The sequence below is a fragment of the Deltaproteobacteria bacterium genome (assembly GCA_020848745.1).
Lineage (GTDB): Bacteria > Desulfobacterota > Binatia > UTPRO1 > UTPRO1 > UTPRO1.
In genome coordinates this window covers 63100-84635 of the sequence record JADLHM010000021.1, presented here as the reverse complement: position 1 = coordinate 84635, position 21536 = coordinate 63100, and the positions used below count along the sequence as shown (strand labels likewise).

Genomic DNA, 21536 nt, shown 5'->3' with positions numbered 1-21536 from the left:
CCGCTAGCTCGCCGTAGGGGCGTCTCGTTTTACGCGGCGCACGTTCGATGCCTGGACCTTCAGTATCCGGGAGCCGCCGTCCGAGATCGTCACCGCATCGCCGTGGGTCTCCACGACCGTGAAGATTCCCGGATAGGACATCGTGACGACGACATCGCCGATCTTCAGCATGGGAGCGTCAGCGCAGCTCGAACGTGAATGGTAAGCGCCACTGCCAGGTCTTCCGCTTCTGGTCGTGCGCGCTCACGAAGAGTTCGCCCGCTTGCGCTCGGAGCGGCGAGTCGAGCGTGAGCTTCCAGCGCAGGTCGTCGGCGCGTGATTGACCTTTCGCCAATCGGAACGTCACCCAATGATCCGGAACCGTCAGGGGGATTCGTCGAAACCCGGCGACTATCATCATCTCGACCCCGGTGAGGTCGGCGTCGCTCCCGTCGTTCTTCAGCGCCAATCGGCCAGCCAGGTCGATCTCGCGTGTGAACTCGTTGCTGAGGGCTTCCGAGGCAGCGAAGCTCGCGTCGAGCTTCGGGCGCTGAAACAGACCGAACATGTATACGCTCCTCCGGCGGCGACCGGGCGGTTCGCGGCGCGTCCTTAGAGCCCAAGCTGCGTCGCGGTGTCAAGTTTCGTTAGGTTGCCCCGGGGCAACATGACCAGGGGTCCACGAGGTGTCGCCGCGGTCGGGGCGCGTCGAGGCACGAGGTGCCGGAGCGAAAGGCGTACGCGCAGTGCCGATTCATGGGGGCGTAGCCAGGATTTCACTGCGCAAAGGGCACCGATGCTCACCGTCGCGAACCGCGCGCCGGAGCCGGCGACATCTCCATGAAAGGGGTGAGCCCGGGTGCGCCAAAACGAGGCAGGGGCACGTGGGAGACGAACTACAAGGAGCGACTCGAAAGGGACAGAAAAACGAGTCGCGGGAAGCTCGACCGCGGATGTGGAGCGGGAGCGGTACGAAACGTTAGGGAGAGGCTACCAGCGACGACCGCTGCCGCGGTCGCCACCGCCCCGATCGCCACCGCCGCCGCGGCCACCCTCGCGGGGCTTAGCTTCGTTCACCTTCAAGCCGCGACCCTTCATTTGGTAGTCGTTGAACTGGCCCACGGCTGTTTGTGCCGAGGACTCGTCGGCCATCTCGACGAAGCCGAATCCGCGAGATTGCCCCGAAAAGCGGTCCGTAATGATGTTCGCCGAAACGACCTGACCGGCTTGTGAGAACAAATCGCTGAGTTCCTGAGACGTCACGCTGAACGGAAGGTTCCCGACATACAACTTGGTGCCCATCTTTCCTCCAAAGGCACGAACCGACCGCGGAGATCGCGTCAGAATAGAGCAGCACGATTTTTCCCGGCCGGTTGGGTACGGCGCGAGACATAGTGCGCTACGGCTGGAGGTGTCAACAGAAAACGCTGGGCGTTTGACTCTCGTATTTGCTGGCGCGTAATATGGCGGTCGGTCTTGGCGGTCGTCCCGGATTCCCCATCCGACGTGTCGTGGGCGACGCGAAGTTGGGTTGCGATCTTCGGTTCAATCGAAGTTCGAAAGAGGAGGCATGACGACTATGGGTCGTAGCTCCATCCCGCCGTTTCCGCCTGCGCTCGAGGCTCGCCGGTCTTTTCAGAAGATGACCGGCATCGAACATCTGATGATCGCGGTCGTGAGCACCGCGTTCGATGATCTCCGCGGGCACGACACGCGGCAGCGCGATACGGCAGTTCGATATTTTTTCAGTGACCCAGAGACGCACGTTCTGAGTTTCCCTTCCGTATGTCGACAGATGGACTGGTCCGTCTCGGCCGTGCGGCGGCGCTTGACGCAGGCCCTGGGACACCGGTTGCTCGATCCACTCATGGCCGCGTGCCCGGAGCCGCGCGAACTGTGACCGGTCTCCCGGCGGGGCTGCGTCCCGAGGTTCTGGCCGCGCTGACGGCCGACGAGCGGGCAGCCGTCGAGGCGGCGACTGGCGAGATGGGCAATAAACCGGACGCCGTGAAGCTCGGGTGGCTCAGGATGCGAACGAAGGAATCGTGGACCAAGCAACGGTACACGAGCACCGTGGGGAAGGCGCTCGCGAAACTGCGAGGGGTGGCGAGAGAGCGGGAGGGGGAAGGAGGCAGCTAGCGGATCAGCTGCTGCGGTAGACGATGAAGCCGTGCGTCAGGTCGTAGGGTGATACGGCGATCGTCACGCGGTCACCCGGAACGACCTTGATGTGGAAGCGGCGCAGCCGGCCGCTGATCCGCGCGAGGAAGGTGTGGCCCTGGTCGCCTTGGACACGGAAATGTCCGCCAGCCAGCGCCTCGACTACTTTGCCCTGAATCTGAATGAGATCGTCTCGTGCCACTCAGTGTCCTTCCGCCGCTCCGCAAGGGTCGCACAATGCCGGCGCCATGGGCGGTAACGGTCGTTTCGTATACCAATGCATACCCGGTTTGTCGATATGGAAATGCCGTGTGAACCTTCCTTGACGGGCGACTTCTCGGCACGTACGGTGCGCGACATTCCGACACGCGGGAGGCGACATGGGTTCGATCGTCGAGTTCAACTGCCAAGGATGCGGATTCACGACCGGTGACCTGCGTGTCGGTTGGGGTCGAGCGGGTCGTACGCGCTTCTGGGGCGGGCTCGGAGTGTGCGCGACCTGTAAACGCCTCTCGGTCGTCGATCTGGCGGCAAAGCTCGACACCCATCGGTGCCAGGAATGTCAGGGCCAGTTGCAGTTGTTGGAAGGCATGGCCCAGGACATCCCCTGCCCCGAATGCAGCCGGGTTCTGCGGACGACGAACCTCGGCGTCTGGAACTGAACCGACCGTTCAGTTCCAGCAGCCGGTCGCGCGCGCAGCGCGGTCGATCTCCTCGAGTGCCACGGTGAGCTGATCGACGAGGTGATCGGACTCGCTCGCCAAGCGTTCGGTTTGCGCCACATGCGCCTTCACGATCCACGGATCGAGAGGGACGGTTACGTGCGGGGCGAGGACGGTGGCATCGGACCGTAGCATCCCGTCCGCCACCGCCGCGCGAAAGCCGGACGCGATCGCGACGTTGCCCTCGAGCTGCACGTCGAGGAAGCTTCGCGCGATATCGCGGAACGAACGAGCGATACCGGCGTCCCGACTCGTTGCGACACCCACCTGCGCGAAGGCGCGACGATAATCGTCACAGAGGCCGCGCGAGGCGGCTTCGCGCCGCCCGTTGGTCGGGTAGCGCACGAGCGGCGGTGCCGTCGGGCACGAGGACCCGACCGGGTAGGCGATCGCCGACTGGCTGAGGTGCGCCTGCGGCTCGTCGGGATCCCAGCGAGTCACCAGGGTCGTGACGGTCGCATCGGCGCTGGTCGTCAACGGTACGCCCCCGACCAGGAGCGTGAGTCGCTCGTCGGGTCGTTCCGAGACGAGTCCCGCGCCGATCGCACTCATCAGCCCCGTGGGATCGGCCGGGCCGCACGGAGCAGCCGGCGGTGGCGTCGCGGAGGGCCGCCTCCCGGGTCGTGTCCGCTTGCGGACCGGGATCTGGATGGTTCCGAGCGGCGCGAGCTCGACCGCCGAGGCATGCTCGGGCGTACGGCTCGGTTCGTTGGAATAGTGCACGCCACTCTTGGCATCGAGCCAGCGATAGATGGTCTGGGCGTGCGAGGGCGGCGGCGCGAGCGTGGCCAAGAGGGCGGCGGTGAACAGCGAAACGGCGGGGCGCATCATGCGAAGCTCCGTGGACTACGGGTGGCGGGAATTTGACGACTGACGAAAGCGTTAACACCGCGCGCGAAGAGCGGTCAATGCGCACTTGCTGGGTGGTCGGCACGGCGTTTGCTGTCCGCTCGGGAGATGCGTCGCGCACTCGCCATGATGCTCGCCCTGGCCCTGATGGCGGCGTTCGCCGCCCCGTCGGCGCATGCCGAAATCCTCGGAACCGACGAGACGCGCGCGGGAATGTGCGACGCGTACGACGGCCTGCCGTTCGTCTTCTGCGTCGCCATGTGCGAGGCGCGCGAGTGCGATCGGCTCGGGCCGAGCGACGAGCGGTGCGAGGTGCTCGCCGCGGGATTCGCGGCCGTCACGAACGGCGCCGCCGCACCCTGCTCGCGACCGTCGCGCGGCGGGATCTGATCCCGATCGCGCCGGTCGCGGGTCGCCCCGGCGCTTTTGGATCGCTCGGCGAAACGCGCTAGAAACGCGCCGGTGAGCGCTCGGACGGGAATCCCGCCATTGGGCGACCGGAGGCAGCCGCGGCCCCTTCCATGATGCGACCGCCACCCGAGCGCGGACGGGACGCGGCGGCGGCCACCGACGCATATGCCGCCCTCGTGCGGCGTGAGCAGCAGCTCGACGCGATCCAGCGGACGCTCGGTTGGCGGCTCCTCTCGCACTATGGACCGTACAAGCGAGGCTTCGTCGTGCCCGCGTGGCGCCGCCTCCGCGGTCTGGTCCGCCGGCTCCTGGGTGGATCCGACCCCGCTTCGGAAGCCTATGACGACTGGGCGACGTTCGCAGATCGCTTCCACGCCGACGTCCGGGGCAGCGATCGTGCGCACGAGGACTCGGTCGATGGCCCCGACCTCGTCAGCGTCGTCATGCTGGTCCGGCACGACGAGCGCGCAGCGTCCGAGCGCGCGATTGCGTCGTTGGCGGCGCAACGACACCGCCGATGGGACCTCGCCGTCGCCGTTGTCGGAGCGTGGACGGGCGACACGACCTCTCCGCCGCTCGCCGCCGGCGACAACCTCCGGATCCGCGTCGAGCCTGCTCCCTACGACGGCGAAGCTTCGGCCCTCGACGCGCTCGTGGCGGCGGCGCGGGGCGACGTCGTGGCGATCCTTCCACCGGCGGTCGCGCTCGTGCCCGACGCCCTCGGCGCCGCCGTCGACGCGTTCCGTGAGACCGGCGCGGACGTGCTCTACGGCGACGAGGATCATCGCGACGCCGATGGACGCCGTCACGGGCCGCGATTCCTGCCGGGGTGGTCCCCGGATCTCCTGCTGTCGACGATGTACTGGCCGCGTGTCGTGTTCTTCCGGCGCGAGATGCTCGCGGGGCTTCTGCCGTTTCGCGCCGAGCTCGACGGAGCGCACGGGTACGACCTGGCCCTGCGAAGCACCGAAGGCTCCGTACGCGTCGTCCACGTGCCGCGGGTGCTCGCGCACGTCGAGGCGGCGGTGTCGATGCCGAAGGATCGCTTCGGAGGCGAGCGCGACCCGGAGCGGCGGGCGCTCGAGCTCGCCGTAGAGCGGCGCGGCCTCGCCGCGACGGTCGCGCGCGTCGATGCCGGCATCTTCCGTGTGCGGCGTGCGGTCGTTGCGCCCGCCAAGGTCTCGATCGTGATTCCGACCCGCGACGGGTTCCGCAACCTCAGGCGGTGTCTTGCCGCGTTGGAACGGACGCAGCATGGCGACTTCGAGGTGCTCCTGGTCGACAACGGTAGCCGCGACCCCGCGACCCTCGAGCTCCTGGCCGCGAGCGGACACCGCGTGTTGCGGGCGCCCGGTCCATTCAACTTCGCCCGCCTGAACAACGACGCGGTACGCGAGAGCCGCGGGCGGTACGTGCTCTTTTTGAACGACGATACGGAGCCGACCGATCCTCTCTGGCTGACGGCCCTCGAAGAGCACGCACAACGTCCCGAGGTCGGGGCAGTCGGCGCCAAGCTGCTCTATGGCGACGGACGCATCCAGCACGCGGGCATCGCGACCGGCATCGGCGGGATCGCGGGTCATCCCGGACGCTTCCGGCGCGCCATGCCGACCGTGGTTCGCAACGTGAGCGCGGTGACGGCCGCGTGCCTCATGGCGCGGCGGGAGGTCTTCGACGCGATCGGCGGCTTCGACGAAGCCCTGCCGGTGAACTCCAACGACGTCGATCTGTGTCTGCGGTTGCGCGCGCGCGGATACCTGGTCGTCTACACGCCGCACGCGGTCGTGCGGCATTACGAGTCGCAGACGCGGGGCACGCGCGCCGTTTCCGAGGACGTCTGGCTCATGATGCGGCGCTGGCGCCAGGTCCTGCCGAACGATCCGTATTACAGCCCCAATCTCACGATGGTCGATGAGACCGGCGAGCCCGATCTCAGCAAGCCCGACGGCTGGACGCTGCTCTACGCCGGCACGACGCGGGCGGAGGGCCGCCTCCAGCTCGCGTCGGGCGGTGCTGTCGGTCAGACCTTCTTCGCCACCGGCGCCGATCTCGCCGCGATCGTGGTGTACGCGACGAACACGGAGGGGACGCCGGGAGACGCCCTGCGACTCGCCGTTCGGGAGGCGCCCGAGGCTTCCGAGCCGATCCGCGTCGTGGACCGATCGATTGCGGGGCGGAGCCCGGACGAGCGGTGGTTCTGCTTCGCGCCGATTCGAGAGTCCGCCGACCGATTCTGGTACTTCAGTCTCGAGGCGACCGGACCCGGCGCAGTGATGCTCCGGCGCCAGAACGCGGCGAGCGACGTGATGGGGCCGTGTCGCGAGAACGGGGTGCCCGCCTTCGGGACGTTGCAGTTCCAGCTCTATGGCCGGGCGCCGAATCGGTGCGCCGTCTCATGAGCGATGCCGGCGACCTCGTCGTTCATCTCGATGCCGCGTTGCCGGAGCGGCTGGAGGTCGGCCGCGGTCAGGTGTTGCATCTCTCCGGACGCTGCTACCATCCGTCCCTCGCGATCCGCGCGTTGGCCGTCACGATGGACGGCGTGCCCCACGCGGTGCCCAATCATTCGTCGGTCCGTAACGACGTCCCGTCGGACGACCCAGGAATCGGCGACCGCTCGCCGAACAGTCTGACCAGCGGCTTCTGGGCGGCGGTCCCCGTGTCGTCGGACATGGTCGGATGCGCCCCGATGCTCGCGTGCCGTGCGGACCTCGCCGACGGCACGACGCAGACGATTCCGCTCGGTCGGGTGCTCGTGGTGGCGAGCGGTGTCCCGGCGCCTGGCGCCGACGGCCGGGCATTGGCGCGACCTCGCATCGCCATCTGCCTTGCGACGTGCAACCCCGAGCCTGCCCGCTTCGCGGAGCAGGTCGACTCGATCCTGGCGCAGACGTTCACGAACTGGTGCTGCATCGTGGCCGACGACGGCTCGACGCCGGATCGCATCGCGGCGGTGCGTGCGGTCGCGGCGCGCGACCCGCGCTTCCGCGTCGTCGGTCACGAGGCGAGGGCCGGCCAGTACGAGACCTTCGCGCTGGCCCTCGCCGAGGTGCCGCTGGACGCGGAGTTCGTGGCGCTCGCCGACCAGGACGACGTCTGGTGTCCGGAGAAGCTGGCCAGCGCGCTCGGGGCTTTCGGGTCCGATACGACCCTCGTCCATGCCGGCATGGACGCCATCCCCCGGGACACGGCGCGCGTCGCGTCGAGGTACTGGACCAGGCGCAACGACGACGCCGATCTCGCCGCGCTCCTCTTCGCGAACACGGTGACGGACGCGGCGAGCGTCTTTCGGGCGTCACTGCTCGCCGACGTGTTGCCGTTCCCGCCGCGGATCGGGGAGCCGCACCCCGGTCACTGGATCGCGAGCGTCGCGCTCACCAAGGGAGACCTCGCGTGCGCGGCGCGCGTCCCCTGTGTGGACCGCCCGCCTGGCGCGAACGGCTTCGGGCACCCGGCGCGCTCCCCGCGTCGCGTGCGGCCGACGTTCGCGGAGGTGGTCGGGCTCGTCGAGGGCGGCCGGCTGCGACAACGCCTCATGGCGGAGCTCTGGCGGCGGCGCCAGGCATACCTGTTCGAGGTGGTACGCCCGGTCGTCATGGCCAAGGTGCTCCTGTTGCGCCTCGGCGCGGCGACGGCGCCCGAGAAGCGGCGGATGCTCGAGCGCATCGTCGAGCTCGAGGGCACGCCCTTCGGCGTCGTCCGGGAAGGCATGACCGCGCTGCTGCGGCACGGGTCTCCCCTCGGCGCCGCATGGCGTTGCGTGCTCGCCGCCCGCCTCCTCGACGCGCACTATCGGCGACACCGTCGCCGGCTCTTCGAACAACGCCGCGCGCGGCGCGAGATCACGGGAGCCGGCCCCACGACCAGTGCGCTCGCGGGCGTCGATCTGATCACGCGGAAGCTCGCGCCGTTGGCGCTGCGTGTCGAGCGGGACGCTCCCCGCCGGATCAACCTTCTGGCGCCCGCGATCGACTTTACGCACCTCTTCGGGGGCTACCTCGGCAAGTTGCACCTGGCGGTGCGCCTGGCCGATGCGGGGGTGCGGGTGCGCCTCGTGATCGTCGACCCGTGCCAGTACGACCGGGAAGCATGGCGTCGCGGCATCGCGGCCTACCCCGGCCTCGAGGCCATCTTCGATCGCGTCGAGGTGGTGTACGCCGCCGATCGCGACGTCGCCCTGTCCGTGCATCCCGGCGACGGGTTCGTCGCGACGACGTGGTGGACGGCGTACCTCGCGCACGAGGCGGGGCGCGCGCTCGGACGCCCGTGCTTCGTGTATCTGATCCAGGAATACGAGCCGCTCACCTTTCCCATGGGCTCGCTCTTTGCCCTGGCGGCGGCGTCGTACGACTTCCCGCACGTTCCCCTCTTCTCGACGGAGCTGCTACGGGACTACTTCCGGCGCGAGCGGCTGGGCATCTTCGCCGGGAGCACGGGAGACTCCGCCCTGGTGTTCCAGAACGCGATCGCGCGTTTCTCCCTCACCACCGAGGCCCTGCGGCGTTCCGGTCCGCGCCGCCTCCTCTTCTATGCGCGGCCCGAGCAGCACGCGGCGCGCAACATGTTCGAGATCGGCGTTCTAGCGCTCCGGGCCGCGGTTGCCGGAGGAGTCTTCACGGACGAATGGGTGTGGGAAGGGATCGGTGCGGGACGCGCCTTCTTGCCGGTGCCCTTGGGGGATGGTCGGATGCTCCGGCTCCGCCCGCGCGTGAGCCTGGCCGAGTATCAGGCCCTCCTTCCCGCCTACGACGTCGGTCTGGCGCTCATGTTGACGCCGCACCCGAGCTTGGTCCCGCTCGAGATGGCGGCCGCCGGCCTCGTGACCGTGACCAACACGTGGGCGAACAAGACGGCGGAGGCGCTGCGCGTCCTCTCCCGGAATCTGGTGCCGGTGCCTCCCACGCTCGACGGTGTGAGGACGGGCATCGTGGAGGCGGTACGCCGCAGCGACGACCTCGCCGCGCGTGTCGCGGGGGCGGAGGTGGCGTGGAGCCGCGACTGGCGCACGAGCTTCGACGATGCCATCGTCCGCGGCATCGCCGCCGCGCTCGGGCACGGATGACGCTGCATGCGGGTCGGCATCGATCTCACGTGCATCAAGGCGCCGATGGGAGGCTACGAGCGTTATGCGAGCCGGCTCCTCGATGCGCTGGTGCGGGCGCCGGGAGCGCATCGTATGGTGGCGTTCACCGAGCGCCGCTACGGGCCACGGTTGGTTCCGCCAGGCGCCGAGCTCCGCACGGTCGCGACGCTGCCGCGCTTTCTCTTCAAGGTGACGCTCCAGGACCAGACGTACTGGCCGGCGCTCCTGCGCCGGGCCGGCGTCGAGGTCGTCCACACGCCCGTGTTCGCCGGTATGCGCCGTGCTCCGAAACCGTACGTCCTGACGCTGCACGACCTGATCCCCCTGCAGACGCCGGAGGCGATCTCGCGCTCGGCGGCGCTCTACTGGCGAGTCGTCCTTCCGCGCGCGGTGGCCCGCGCCGATCTGGTGCTCACCGGCTCGGAGTTCACCCGTAGCGAGATTCTCGAATGGTTCCGCCTGCCGGCTGACCGCGTGGTCGCGATCCCGCACGGCGTCGACCCGCGTTTCGCGCCTATCGCGGACGAAGGGACGCTCGCGGCGGTTCGAGCGCGGCATCGCCTTCCCCCGTGCTTCCTGCTCTTCGTCGGGATCGCGAGCCCGCGCAAGAACCTCGACCGGCTCGTCCGCGCCTTCGACGCGCTCTCGGCGTCGGAGCGCGGAGAAGCCCACCTCCTGTTCGCCGGACCGGCGGGCTGGAAGAACACCGCCTTCGAGGCCGCGCTCGCCGCGAGCCCCGTCGCGGGGCGCATCCGGCACCTCGGCGTCGTGCCGGACGAGGATCTGCCGGCGTTGTATGCGGCGGCGCGCGGGGTAGTGAACCTCTCGGCGCGCGAGGGGTTCGGTTTGCCGGCCCTCGAGGCCCTGGCCTGCGGCGCCCCGCTCGTCTGCGCCGATCGGACGAGCTTTCCCGAGGTCGTCGGTGACGCCGGGCTCCTCGTCGATCCGGACGACGAGCCGGGCGTCACCGCAGCGCTCGCGACACTGATCACCGGGGGGACGGAAGTGGAGGCGCGACGCGTGCGGGGACTCGCCCGGGCGTCGCATTTCACCTGGGAACGGTCCGCGGCCGCGACGCTCGCGGCGTACCGGGCGGTCGCACGCTGAGCGCGCTCACGCCGGCGCGCGGACGTCGAGCGGGTCGCTGGCGCCCTGCCGGAATCCGATCGCCCACGCGGCGTATCCGGCGGCGAGCAACGGGAGGAGCAGCACGGCGCGTGGCAGCTCACGCGGATGGCGGCGTGCGATCCGGCCGAGCAGCCGTCCGATCCGGAGCGGTACGAGGAGGGGGATCAGGATCGGATGGCGCGCCGCGACCGCGCCCGGGAGCGGCACGAGGCGGCGCGCCATCGCGGAGCCGGTGCCGAGCACCCGCTGGTGGCGGAGAAAGGCGCCGAGGCCGGTGCGGTTCAGGTGTGTGACGGGGACGCCCGGGTCGAAGAAGAAGACGCCCCCGGCGCGTGTCAGCTCGTAGTTGAAGGTGAGCTCCTCGGCGCCGAAGCGCACGGTCGGGAACGGCGCCGCTCCGACGAGGGCCGTCCGCCGGAAGCAGACGTTGCACTGAGGGACGCCGGGCGCGATGCCCGCAGGTCGGCCGGAGGTGAACTCATTGAACTCGCTCCAGTAGGCCGCGGTGCCGACCAGGCTCCGCGGCGTTCCGTTCAGGACCGCGCCGCCGACGGCCGCGTAGTCGCCGGCGGCGTGGCGAGCGAGCAGGCTCCGCAACCAGCCGGGCGGCACGCGGCAGTCGTGGTTCGTGATCGCCACGAACGCGCCCTGCGCGGCAGCGACGCCGATGTTCTGCGCTTCGGCCGGGAGCGTCCGGCGCGGTGGCGCGATCACTCGTATGGTCGGGAACGCGGCGTGCAGGCGTTCCGCCGTTCCGTCGCCGCTGCTCTCGACGACGATGATCTCGTAGGGATCGACGAGATCTTGGGCGAGCAGGTCCGCGAGGCACCCGTCGATGAGGTGACCCGGGCGATAGCACGGGACGACCACCGAGACGCGCGCGGTCGCCTTCATTCAGCCGCCGGTGCGCTCCGCGTAGCGCGCCGCGATCTCCTCCGCGGTGCCGACGACGCATGGGGCGCCGGGATCGAGCAGTGCGGCGCGCGAGCAGGTCTCGGTGAGGAGGTGGAGGTCGTGCGTCACCAGCAGCACCGTCACGCCGCGCGAGCGAAACCGCGCCAGCCGCTCCTCGCACTTCCGCTGGAACGGCGCGTCGCCGACCGACAGCACTTCGTCGACGATCAGGATGTCCGGGTCGGCGTCGGTCGCAATCGCGAAGGCGAGGCGTGCGACCATGCCCGACGAGTAGTTCTTGAGCGGCACGTCGATGAACGGCGTCAGCTCCGCGAAGTCAGCGATCGCGGCGATGCGCTCACGCAGGTGCTTGCGACGGAGTCCGAGCAGCGTACCGTAGAGCTGAACGTTCTCGCGGCCCGTGAGTTCCACGTCGAAGCCCGCGCCGAGCTCGAGGAGGGGCGATAGGTGTCCCCGCACCTGCACGCGTCCGCGCGTCGGCGGGATGATTCCCGCGATCACTTTGAGGAGCGTGCTCTTCCCGGCTCCGTTCCGGCCGACGATGCCGAAGCTCTCGCCCGCCTGGACGCGAAAGGAGACGTCGCGGATCGGCCACAACGTCTGCGTTGGGAAGCGCTCGCCGCGCAGACGACGGATGACGTACTCGCGCACCGAGATGACGCGCTCCTGCTGCAGGTCGTAGCGGACCGCCAGTCCCTCGACTGCGACGCGGGTCACCGACGGGTCGTAGGCGGGGCGCGGAGCCGCCAGCATCAGATGTAGTCCACGAAGCGCGCCTGGTAGCGACGGAAGATCCACCAGCCGAACAGCGCCATGGCGACGGCTTCGATCGTCGCGGTCGCGACGATGCCGACGCCCGGCGCGGTCCCGGCGTAGAGGGGCTCTCGAAACACCTCGACCAGCACGTGCATGGGGTTCCACTGCAAGACCGCCCGGGCGCGCGGCGACAGCACGTCGATCGGGTAGAAGACGGGCGTACCGTAGAACCACGCGAGCAGCCCGGCTTCGTAGAAATAGCGGACGTCGCGGAAGAAGACGTTGAGGGTCGCGAGCGTGAGCGCGACACCCAGGGTGAAGAGGCCGATCAACGCGACGCCGAGCGGCACCCAGAGGATGGCGCCGGTGAGCTCGACCCGCATGACCAGCAGCACCAGGGCGAGAGGCGCGAGCGAGAGGAGGAAGTTCACCAGGTTCGCGCCCACCGCGGCGAGCGGAAACATCTGCTTCGGCACGGCGACCTTGCGGATCAACGCGCCGGAGTCGACGATGCTCGCGAGCCCTTGGGTCGATCCGAGGGAGAAGAGATTCCACGCCAAGAGCCCGATGATGACGAAGAGCGGGTAATTGGGGACGAGCGGGCCGAAGACGGCGGAGAAGACGACGGTGAGGATGACCATCGTGAGGAGCGGGTTCAGCATCGTCCACGCGAAGCCCAGGACGGACCGCTTGTACCGCTGCTTGATGGCGCGGCTGACGAGATTGTGGAGCAGGTCGAAGTATCGCCCGATCGCGCCGGGACCGCTCCACACCGGCGGCGTCCGCTCGTACGTTCCCGTCGCTGCCCCCCTTTTGTTCATCGGCCTCCCGACGGCTCAGCCCCTCGTCAGCGGGCGATAGCGGATGCGGTGTGGCTGCGTCGCGTCAGCGCCGAGCCGCCGGCGCCGATCCGCTTCGTAGTCGGCGTAGTTCCCTTCGAACCAGATCACCTGACTGTCGCCCTCGAAGGCGAGGATGTGGGTCGCGATGCGGTCGAGGAACCAGCGGTCGTGGCTGATGACCACCGCGCACCCGGCGAACTCGAGGAGCGCGTCCTCCAGTGCTCGCAGGGTGTCGACGTCGAGGTCGTTGGTGGGCTCGTCGAGCAGCAGCACGTTGCCGCCGCGCTTCAGGAGCTTGGCGAGGTGGACGCGGTTGCGCTCACCGCCCGAGAGGTCGCCGACCCGCTTCTGCTGGTCACTGCCGCGGAAATTGAAGGACGTCACGTACGCCCGTGACGGAACCTCGCGGCGGCCGATCTTGAGCACGTCCTGGCCGTCGCTGATCTCCTCCCAGACGGTGTGCTTTGGATCGAGGGCGTCGCGTGACTGGTCGACGTAGGCGAGCTGGACGGTATCGCCGATCCGCAGCGTCCCGGTGTCCGGCTGCTCGTCGCCGACGATCATCCGGAAGAGCGTCGTCTTGCCCGCCCCATTCGGGCCGATGACGCCGACGATGCCGCCCGGCGGGAGATTGAACGAGAGGTCGTCGATCAGGAGCCGGTCCCCGTAGGCCTTGCGGAGGCCGTTCGCTTCGACGACGAGGTTCCCGAGCCGGGGGCCGGTCGGGATGTTGATCTCGGCCGATGCGCGTCGCTGCTCGCTCTCTTCCGCGAGGAGCGCCTCATAGGCGTTGACGCGCGCCTTGCTCTTGGCCTGACGCGCGCGCGGGGCCATCCGGACCCACTCGAGCTCGCGCGCGAGAGTCCGGCGCCGCGCCGACTCCTGCTTCTCCTCGACGGCGAGGCGAGCCTGTTTCTGCTCGAGCCAGGAGCTGTAGTTGCCTTCCCACGGGATGCCGGCACCGCGGTCGAGCTCGAGGATCCAGCCGGCGACGTTGTCGAGAAAGTAGCGGTCGTGGGTGATCGCGACCACCGTGCCGCGGTACTCCTGCAAGTGGCGCTCGAGCCACGCGACCGACTCGGCGTCGAGGTGGTTGGTCGGCTCGTCGAGCAGGAGGAGGTCGGGTGCTTGCAGGAGGAGCCGGCAGAGGGCGACCCGGCGCCGCTCGCCGCCGGACAAGGTCGCGATCGGCGCGTCCCCCATCGGCACGCGCAGCGCGTCCATGGCCATCTCGATCGTACGGTCGAGCTCCCAGGCGTTGCAGGCATCGATGGCGTCCTGGAGCTTGGCCTGCTCGTCGATCAGCGTCTCCATCTCGTCGGCGTCGCTGACCTCGCCGAGCTTCGTGCTGACGGCTTCGAAGCGGTCGAGGAGCGCCCGTGTCTCGGCGACGCCGTCGGTCACGTTGCCGAGGACGTCCTTCTGCGGGTCGAGCTGGGGCTCCTGCGAGAGGTAGCCGACCCGCGTGCCTTCCGCGGGCCAGGCTTCGCCGAGAAACTCCTTCTCGACGCCCGCCATGATGCGCAGGAGCGTGCTCTTGCCCGCTCCGTTCGAGCCGAGCACGCCGATCTTGGCGCCCGGGAAGAACGACAACCAGATGCCCTTCAAGACCTCGCGATCGGGCGGGTAGACCTTCCGGAGGTCCTTCATGGTGAAGATGTATTGAGGGGCCATCGTCCGCCGTTGCTATACGAGCCCGGGGGCGGCTTCAAATCAGGGGCCGGTCTCGCGTCCGTGGCGGGTCGCGCCTCACCACGAGCGCCGCCATGAGCGGCGTCAAGCCCTCGCTCGTCCGTGCGGACGGCATCGCGCGTTGTCTCGGCGGCGGGTCGCCGGTATCTTCCTCCGATGCGCGAGGTCGAAGCCGTCTTTCACCGCACGAAGCAGGTCAGCATCTATCCGATCGAGGGCGACCGGTTTCTCGTCGAGGCCACCCTGCAAGACGAGATCCACGACGTGCACGTCGAGGTCGAGATCGTGCATCCGACGCTCGAGATCGTCGCGGCCCGCTCCGAGGTCCGCAACGGGCCCTTCACCGCGGTCTGTAACCTGACCCATCCCAACATGCAGGGGCTGGTCGGCATGCGCGTCGCGCGCGGGTTCACTCAGGCGGCGCGCGCCGCGGTGGGCGGCGTCGGCGGCTGTCACCGCGTCTCGGAGCTCCTCGTCGAGGTGGGCCAGGCCGCCTACCAGCTGCACTTCGTGCGCTTCTTCGGTTCGCTTCCGGCGGAGGTGCGCAACGCGCCGGACGATCCCCCGCGCCGCCGCGCGGCCGTGCTGGGCGCGGTGCCCGGCATGCGGAACACCTGCTTCTCCTACGCGGACACGAGCGAGGAGCTGGTCGCGGAGCGCGCCGCCCCGCTCCGGCTGCGTACGCAGACGATGCCGCGTCGGACCATCGAATAGGGCCCGGAAACGCGGCGCGGGACGTGCGCGTCGGCGGGCGAGTCCAGCACGCTGGCGCAGGGTCCCTTCGCCGCGGTATGAATCGCCCCCCATGCAGGATCGGCTCGAATCCCCCGCGAACGCCCTCCCCTCGTCCGTCGACGTCGCCGTCATCGGCGGGGGTCCGGCCGGCTCGAGCGCGGCGGCGCTGCTCAGAAAGAAGGGGCACGCGGTCGCGGTCTTCGAGGCGCAGCGCTTCCCGCGGTTCGTGATCGGCGAGAGCCTGCTCGCGCACTGCATGGACCACCTCGACGAGGCCGGCATGCTCGACGCCGTCAAGGAGCGCGCGTACCTCGTCAAGGGCGGCGCGCTGTTCCTCCGCGGCGCCGAGCGGAGCGACTTCGACTTCGCCGATCAGTTCACCAAGGGCTGGAGCTGGACCTGGCAGGTGCCGCGCGCCGACTTCGACCTCACGCTCGCGAACGCGGCCTACCGGCAGGGCGTGCCGATCTTCTACGAGCAGAAGGTGACCGCGCTCGACGTCGGCCCGCCCCACACCTTGACGATGAGCGGCGCTGCCGGCGAGCACCGGCTCACGGCCCGCTGGGTGATCGACGCGAGCGGCTACGGGCGCGTCCTGCCGCGACTGCTCGGCCTCGATACGCCGTCGTCGCTGCCGCCCCGCAAGGCCCTGTTCTCGCACGTCACCGGCGACCGGCGTCCATCCGGGCCCGACGAGAACCGCATCTGGATTTGCATGCACCCCGGCGGCGCGTGGATCTGGATCATCCCATTCTCCGACGGCGTCACGTCGGTGGGGGTCGTCGCCGATCTCGCGTTCTTCGAACGGTACGCAGGGGACGACGAGGCCGTGCTCCGCGCGGCGCTCGCTGAGGAGCCGAACGCGCGCGACCGCCTGCGCGACGCGAAGCTCCTGTGGGCGCCGCGCATCCTGGAGAGCTTCTCGGCGTCCGTCACGCGCATGTCGGGCCCGGGCTACGTGCTCGTCGGCAACGCGACCGAGTTCCTCGACCCGGTGTTCTCGTCGGGCGTCACCCTGGCCCTCGAGAGCGCGAACCGGGCCGCGAAGCTCGTCGATCGTGCCCTCGCCGGCGAGAGCCCGGATTGGGCCCGCGACTACGAGGCGTACATGGGCGTGGGGATCGACGCCTTCCGCACCTTCGTCGAGGGGTGGTACTCGGGGGAGTTCCCGCGCGTCCTGTTCGCGCCGAACCCCTCGCCAGCCATTCGCCGGCAGATCACCTCGGTGCTCGCGGGCTACGTCTGGGACCAGGCGAACCCGTTCGTCAGGGAGCCCGAGCGCAAGCTCCGTCAGGTCCTGAATATCATCGCCCGCGAAGAGGCCGCCGGCTGAGCGCGCGCACGCTCGGCCTGTGGGCGGGGCTCCTTGCGGCGAGCGGGTGCGCGCCCGCGGACGCCGATCGCGTGTTCGAGATCCCGCTCGTGGACGAGGCGGGTCCTCGATGGTCGCGATGGTAACCGGCGTGGCAGCGGCACGGGGGACGAACGCCGAGCAGAGATCAACGGGGTTGAAAGCGGTACCGGCCTCCTCGTAGAGGAGACCGGTCGCCTAGAGGTAGTTGCGGGGGGAGGATTTGAACCTCCGACCTTCGGGTTATGAGCCCGACGAGCTACCGGACTGCTCCACCCCGCGTCACGGATGCCGTTCGGCATCGCGGAGACGAAGGGTCTATAGCCTCGTCGGGAGAGTGTCAACGCATGCGACGCGGTAGGGCCGTCCCGGGTTGGGACAGCGCCGGCGCGATCAGATGCTCACGCATCGTCGAACGCGTTCAGTTGCCGAGTGATCCGGCGCCGGCGCTCCGTCCACGCGCGGCGTGGACGCGAACGACGACGCCCTGACGACGGAGTCGGTGCATCCGGCGTGCGAGCGTACGGAGCTCGGGGCTGTCCTTCCCCATGCCGCCGAGCTCGACGTCGACGTGGACGTCTCCGCTCTCGCCGCGGCCGAGCGTCGCGATCTGGTCGCAGAGGTTCTCCAGATCGTACGGGGTCAACGCCCCCGATACGTAGAGCCAACCGCCGCGCGTCGGCGCCGCCGCCGACACCTGACCTCGTACGTCGCCTCCAGCCATCGCTCACCTCCCGACCCCGCACGTGTAGTAATGCGATCAGGGATCCGTTTGCAATGCGATTTGCGTCACACTCCTCTGGCGAATCGGGAATTGCAGCATCCATGCCACGGCGTCCGGGTGCGGAGCGTCGATGGCCGCTCGGCGCGGAGTGCTCGGCGCGTGCGACGGGCGTTCAGTCTTGGACGGAGCGCCGGGAAACTGACTGCCGCAGCGCGGCAGAACGCGGACGTCGGCGCGGCGTGCGGCCGCGGCCTTCCGGGCCCGCGGCGGGCGCCTCGCCGCGCGCGGCCGCGCGCGCCACGCGGTAGAGGCTCGTGAGCTCGCGCGACGTGAGCGGTCGGAAGTCGCCGATCGAGAGCTTGCCGAGCTCGAGCGGGCCGAGTGCGACGCGCTGCAGCTTCTCCGCTTTGTGTCCGATCGCCTCGCAGAGCCGGCGTACGAGATGATTACGTCCCTCGTGGACGGTGACGCGGAGCCATGTCTTCGTCGGACGGCGCTCCTCGACGACCACCTCGACCGGTTCGGTCGGGCCGTCCGACAAGCGGATGCCGCGACGCAGCCGGGCGAGGGATCGTTCGTCGGGCGTTCCGCTCACCTTCACCCGGTAGGTCCGCGGCACGTGATACCGCGGGTGCGTCAGGACCGCCGCGAGATCCCCGTCGTTGGTGAGCAGCACGAGCCCGGTGGACTGCACGTCGAGGCGCCCGACCGGAAAGAGTCGGCCGATCCGACCCGGCAGCATCTGGACGACCGTCGGCCTGCCCTCGGGGTCGCGCGTGGTCGTGACGACCCCCGCCGGCTTGTGGAGCACGAGGTGGATCGGGTCGCGACGGCTCGGGAGTGTCCGTCCGTCGACGCGGATCTGATCAGTCGGAAGTGCCCGCGTCCCCAGGGCCGTGACCGTCGTGCCGTTCACGGTCACCCGCCCGCTCTGGATCAGCGTCTCCGCCGCTCTCCGCGAGCACATCCCCGAGTCCGCCAGCAGCTTCTGCAGGCGTCGGCCCTTCGTCCTGTCGGTCATCGCCGCTCCACGTGTTTTCGTCACCGGCGGCGGCTCCCGCCGCCACGCTCTCGGGCATCGCACCCGCCACCTCGGAGAGACACGGCAACGCGCCGAGGTCGCGGAGACCGAAGACCTCGAGGAACTGTCGCGTGGTTCCGTAGAGGAGCGGACGGCCGATGACGTCCTTGCGTCCGACGATCTTGACGAGTTTCCGTGTCAGGAGCGAGGCGATCACACTGTCGACGTCGACGCCGCGGATCGCCTCGATCTCGGCCCGCGTGATGGGCTGCTTGTAGGCGACGATCGCGAGGGTCTCGAGCGTCGCGCGGGTGAGACGCCAGGGCCGTTGTTGGAAGAGCCGGCGCACCCATTCCGAATGCTCCGGCGCGGTGCGGAACTGGTACCCGCCCGCGATCTCGACGAGCCGGATCCCACGCCGGTCCTCTTCGCTGCGCGCCGCCAGCGTCGCCAGCGCCGCGCGGATCTCGCCGCGTGTCGGGCCCGCGATCACCTCCATCAGGCGACCGAGGGTGATCGGCTCCCCGCAGGCGAAGAGCACGCTTTCGAGGATGCCGACCAGCCGCTCATCGACCTCGGCGGGCGCGTCGTCCGCGAGCGGCTCGACGTCCGCGTCGCCCTCACCGGCGGGGCCCGCCGACGCGGCGTGCTCCACCGTCGTGCTCGCGTCGGCCTCGTCGGCTTTCATTTCGTCCCCTGCCCCCTCGCGCATCGGCTTCTCCTTCACGGTACGTCGTCGAGATGCGGAACGTCTCCGGCTTTCGGAAACAACAAGATCTCGGCGCCGTCCTCTTCCTGGCGCGCGTGGATCGCCTGGCGCTTCACGAGCTCCAGGAGCGCGAGGAAGGTCGCCACCAGGCGTCGGCGCGACGGCAGGCCGACGAAGAGGTCTCGGAAGCGGAGCGGCCCGTCGATCTCCATCCGGCGCACGATGATCTGCACGCATTCGTCGACCGAGATGTCCTCGTGGACGATCTCGTGGAAGCTCTCGCGGAGCGCGCGCTCCATGACCTCGCGAAAAGCTTCGAGCAGGTCCGCGACGGTCACGTCGCGCAGGCGCACGCCTTCGCCCTGGTCGCGGTCCGGGACCGCAGGGTCGCGCCGGAATACGTCGCGGGCCAAGACCGGGCGCTCGCCGAGCGCGACGGCCGCTTCGCGGAAGCGCTGGTACTCGACCAGCTGGTGCACGAGATCGGCGCGCGGATCCTCCTCCGGCTCCTCGGTCTCGTCCTCCGACGGCGGCAGCAGCATGCGTGACTTGATGTGCGTCAGCGTCGCCGCCATCACCAGGTATTCGCCGGCGACGTCCAGGTTCATGCTGTCGAGCAGACTCAGGTACTGGAGGTATTCGTCGGTGATGCGAGCGACCGGGATGTCGTAGATGTCGACCTCCTCCTTCTTGATCAGATGGAGCAGGAGATCGAGCGGACCCTCGAAGACCTCGAGCTTGACGCGATAGCTCATGGCGTTCCTCCGAGACCGACGAGCGTGCGTACCGTGGCCATGGTCTCCTCCGCGACCGCCCGGGCGCGGCGGGTGCCCTGCGCGATGACGTCGCGGACGTCGTCGGGGCGGGTCGCCAGGGCGGCGCGGCGCTCGCGGATCGGACCGAGCTCGGCCTCCGCCCGGGCGATCATGATCAGCTTGCATTCGAGGCACCCGATCTCGGCGGTGCGGCAGCCGTGGGCCGTGTAGTCGAGCTCCTCGGGGGTGCAGTAGATCCGATGCAGCGTGTAGGCCGGGCAGTCGTTCGGGTCACCGGGGTCGTGGCGGCGCGCCCGCCGCGGATCGGTCATCATGCGCGAGAGCTTGGCCTTCACCTGCGCCGCGTCATCCGAGAGGAACACGGCGTTGTTGTAGCTCTTGCTCATCTTGCGGCCGTCGAGCCCCGGGATGCGCGGCGCCGCCGCGAGCAGAGCCTGGGGCTCGGGGAAGACTTCGCCGAAGACGTGGTTGAAGCGGCGGGCGATCTCACGCGTCAGTTCGACGTGCGGCACCTGATCGGCGCCCACCGGCACTTGGGTGGCGCGGTACATGAGGATGTCGGCCGCTTGCAGAACCGGGTAGCCGAGGAACCCGTAGGTCGAGAGGTCGCGGTCGACGAGCTGCTGTTGCGTTTCCTTGTAGGTGGGGACCCGTTCCAGCCACCCGAGCGGCGTGATCATCGACAACAGGAGGTGCAGCTCGGCGTGCTCGGGAATCGACGACTGCACGAAGATCGTCACGCGCGCCGGGTCGATGCCGCTCGCGAGCCAGTCGGTGACCATCTCGACGACGTTCGCCGCCAGCCCCTCGGTGCGATCATAGTCCGTGGTGAGCGCGTGCCAGTCGGCGACGAAGAAGAAGCATTCGTGCGTCGCCTGGAGCGCGCGCCAGGTGCGCAGCGTCCCGAGCAGGTGTCCGAGGTGCAGCCGGCCCGTCGGGCGCATGCCGCTCACGATGCGAGCGGTGGTGGTCAGAGGAGCATCCTCGTCACGTAGGAGATCGGGGCGCTCACCAGGAATCGCAGCCAGCCGGTCATGATCAGCGCGGCCAGGATCAGGAAGCCGAACGGCTCGATCGCCGCGACGACGCGGGCCTGCGCGTACGGCAGGAGCCCGGTCAGGACGCGGCCGCCGTCGAGCGGCGGCAGAGGTAGAAGATTGAAGATGGCGAGACTGACGTTGATGACGACGCTCGCCTGCGCCATCTGCGCGAGCGGCAGGACGACCCCGAGATGGAAGGACGAGGCGGTCTCGCTGGTGAGGCCCGCAAGCTGCCCCTTGAGGATGTGGAACAGGCCGGCGCTCACGAGCGCGAGCGCCAGGTTGGTCCCCGGACCCGCGAGGGCCACCGCCATCATGTCCCGTCGGGGGTTGTGGAGCCGTCCGTAGTCGACCGGCACGGGCCGTGCGTAGCCGAACACCGGCAGTCCGGCGAGCATCAGGAGGCTCGGCATGAGGAGCGTCCCGATGGGATCGATGTGGGGCAGCGGGTTCAAGGTCAGGCGTCCCACGCGAAGCGCGGTGTCGTCTCCGAGGCGCAGCGCCACGGCGCCGTGCGCGACTTCGTGGAAGATTACGGCCGCGAGGATCGGCAGCGACCACAGCGCCACCTGACGGACGATGTCGATGAGCTGGTCAGGACGCTCCACCTGGCGTACCTAACAAGAGCCATCCGCAGGCGCAA

The 21536-nt window shown here is 69.3% G+C and carries 22 protein-coding genes, 1 tRNA gene and 1 pseudogene; 8 read left to right on the top strand and 16 right to left on the bottom strand.

Going from position 1 to position 21536, the window contains the following annotated elements; all coding sequences use genetic code 11:
- Window positions 1–3 precede the first annotated feature (3 nt).
- The 3 genes from IT293_02985 to IT293_02975 form a co-directional block, all read right to left on the bottom strand.
- Window positions 4–171, bottom strand: coding sequence for a hypothetical protein (locus tag IT293_02985; protein MCC6763603.1), 168 nt, complete (start codon window positions 169–171; stop codon window positions 4–6).
- A 7-nt stretch (window positions 172–178) separates the two neighbouring features.
- Window positions 179–547: a hypothetical protein gene (locus IT293_02980; GenBank protein ID MCC6763602.1), complete on the bottom strand. Its 369-nt coding sequence runs from the start codon at window positions 545–547 to the stop codon at window positions 179–181.
- Between the two features lie 422 nt (window positions 548–969).
- Entirely contained in the window at window positions 970–1281 is a 312-nt protein-coding gene (locus IT293_02975) for an RNA-binding protein (GenBank protein ID MCC6763601.1), read from the bottom strand.
- 277 nt (window positions 1282–1558) lie between these two features.
- On the opposite strand from IT293_02975, the gene IT293_02970 reads away from it, so the two are divergent.
- Entirely contained in the window at window positions 1559–1879 is a 321-nt protein-coding gene (locus IT293_02970; GenBank protein MCC6763600.1) for a hypothetical protein, read from the top strand.
- Window positions 1880–2122: 243 nt separating this feature from the next.
- Here the strand turns inward: IT293_02970 and infA are convergent, their stop codons facing one another.
- Window positions 2123–2341 (bottom strand): translation initiation factor IF-1, encoded by a 219-nt coding sequence (infA, locus tag IT293_02965; GenBank protein ID MCC6763599.1) that lies wholly within the window; start codon window positions 2339–2341, stop codon window positions 2123–2125.
- Window positions 2342–2519: 178 nt separating this feature from the next.
- Here infA and IT293_02960 point away from each other — a divergent pair, with 178 nt between their 5' ends.
- The gene (locus IT293_02960) at window positions 2520–2801 is read left to right on the top strand and encodes a hypothetical protein (GenBank protein ID MCC6763598.1); all 282 of its coding nucleotides are present in this window, start codon (window positions 2520–2522) and stop codon (window positions 2799–2801) included.
- A 9-nt stretch (window positions 2802–2810) separates the two neighbouring features.
- Here the strand turns inward: IT293_02960 and IT293_02955 are convergent, their stop codons facing one another.
- Window positions 2811–3692 (bottom strand): DUF4124 domain-containing protein, encoded by an 882-nt coding sequence (locus IT293_02955; protein ID MCC6763597.1) that lies wholly within the window; start codon window positions 3690–3692, stop codon window positions 2811–2813.
- 144 nt (window positions 3693–3836) lie between these two features.
- On the opposite strand from IT293_02955, the gene IT293_02950 reads away from it, so the two are divergent.
- From IT293_02950 to IT293_02935, 4 genes are all read left to right on the top strand, one after another.
- Window positions 3837–4100 carry a hypothetical protein gene (locus IT293_02950; GenBank protein ID MCC6763596.1) on the top strand — a complete coding sequence of 88 codons (264 nt, stop codon included), beginning with the start codon at window positions 3837–3839 and terminating at the stop codon, window positions 4098–4100.
- Between the two features lie 131 nt (window positions 4101–4231).
- A complete protein-coding gene (locus IT293_02945; GenBank protein MCC6763595.1) occupies window positions 4232–6520 on the top strand; it encodes a glycosyltransferase family 2 protein in 2289 nt (762 codons plus the stop codon).
- Entirely contained in the window at window positions 6517–9183 is a 2667-nt protein-coding gene (locus IT293_02940) for a glycosyltransferase (GenBank protein MCC6763594.1), read from the top strand. The genes IT293_02945 and IT293_02940 overlap by 4 nt, the downstream gene beginning before the upstream one ends.
- Window positions 9184–9189: 6 nt before the next feature.
- The gene (locus tag IT293_02935; GenBank protein ID MCC6763593.1) at window positions 9190–10311 is read left to right on the top strand and encodes a glycosyltransferase family 4 protein; all 1122 of its coding nucleotides are present in this window, start codon (window positions 9190–9192) and stop codon (window positions 10309–10311) included.
- 6 nt (window positions 10312–10317) lie between these two features.
- On the opposite strand, the gene IT293_02930 is transcribed toward IT293_02935, so the two are convergent.
- The 4 genes from IT293_02930 to ettA are packed head-to-tail and all read right to left on the bottom strand — an operon-like array spanning window position 10318 to window position 14519.
- Entirely contained in the window at window positions 10318–11226 is a 909-nt protein-coding gene (locus IT293_02930) for a glycosyltransferase (protein ID MCC6763592.1), read from the bottom strand.
- A complete protein-coding gene (locus IT293_02925; protein ID MCC6763591.1) occupies window positions 11227–12000 on the bottom strand; it encodes an ABC transporter ATP-binding protein in 774 nt (257 codons plus the stop codon).
- Window positions 12000–12824: an ABC transporter permease gene (locus IT293_02920; protein ID MCC6763590.1), complete on the bottom strand. Its 825-nt coding sequence runs from the start codon at window positions 12822–12824 to the stop codon at window positions 12000–12002. Before IT293_02920 ends, IT293_02925 begins: the two co-directional genes overlap by 1 nt.
- Before the next feature lie 15 nt (window positions 12825–12839).
- On the bottom strand, window positions 12840–14519 hold the full coding sequence (gene ettA / locus IT293_02915; GenBank protein ID MCC6763589.1) for an energy-dependent translational throttle protein EttA: 1680 nt from the start codon (window positions 14517–14519) through the stop codon (window positions 12840–12842).
- Window positions 14520–14693: 174 nt separating this feature from the next.
- Between ettA and IT293_02910 the strand changes: the two genes are divergently transcribed.
- Together IT293_02910 and IT293_02905 are read left to right on the top strand one after the other, a co-directional pair.
- Complete coding sequence (locus IT293_02910) at window positions 14694–15251, top strand: DUF2889 domain-containing protein (protein ID MCC6763588.1); 558 nt, start codon at window positions 14694–14696, stop codon at window positions 15249–15251.
- A 91-nt stretch (window positions 15252–15342) separates the two neighbouring features.
- Window positions 15343–16605: a tryptophan 7-halogenase gene (locus IT293_02905; GenBank protein ID MCC6763587.1), complete on the top strand. Its 1263-nt coding sequence runs from the start codon at window positions 15343–15345 to the stop codon at window positions 16603–16605.
- 226 nt (window positions 16606–16831) lie between these two features.
- Here the strand turns inward: IT293_02905 and IT293_02900 are convergent.
- The 7 genes and pseudogenes from IT293_02900 to IT293_02870 all read right to left on the bottom strand — a co-directional run bounded on the left by IT293_02900 (window position 16832) and on the right by IT293_02870 (window position 21501).
- Window positions 16832–16905 (bottom strand) — tRNA-Met (locus IT293_02900).
- A 139-nt stretch (window positions 16906–17044) separates the two neighbouring features.
- Window positions 17045–17347: a hypothetical protein gene (locus tag IT293_02895; protein MCC6763586.1), complete on the bottom strand. Its 303-nt coding sequence runs from the start codon at window positions 17345–17347 to the stop codon at window positions 17045–17047.
- Window positions 17348–17519: 172 nt separating this feature from the next.
- Window positions 17520–18368, bottom strand: coding sequence for an rRNA pseudouridine synthase (locus IT293_02890; GenBank protein MCC6763585.1), 849 nt, complete (start codon window positions 18366–18368; stop codon window positions 17520–17522).
- Window positions 18369–18435: 67 nt separating this feature from the next.
- Window positions 18436–19080 (bottom strand): annotated as a pseudogene (gene scpB, locus IT293_02885) (SMC-Scp complex subunit ScpB).
- An 11-nt stretch (window positions 19081–19091) separates the two neighbouring features.
- Window positions 19092–19832, bottom strand: a complete 741-nt coding sequence (locus IT293_02880) for a segregation/condensation protein A (protein MCC6763584.1) — start codon at window positions 19830–19832, stop codon at window positions 19092–19094.
- The gene (gene trpS, locus IT293_02875) at window positions 19829–20827 is read right to left on the bottom strand and encodes a tryptophan--tRNA ligase (GenBank protein ID MCC6763583.1); all 999 of its coding nucleotides are present in this window, start codon (window positions 20825–20827) and stop codon (window positions 19829–19831) included. Before trpS ends, IT293_02880 begins: the two co-directional genes overlap by 4 nt.
- A complete protein-coding gene (locus IT293_02870) occupies window positions 20824–21501 on the bottom strand; it encodes a site-2 protease family protein (protein ID MCC6763582.1) in 678 nt (225 codons plus the stop codon). The genes trpS and IT293_02870 overlap by 4 nt, the downstream gene beginning before the upstream one ends.
- Between the last annotated feature and the right edge of the window lie 35 nt (window positions 21502–21536).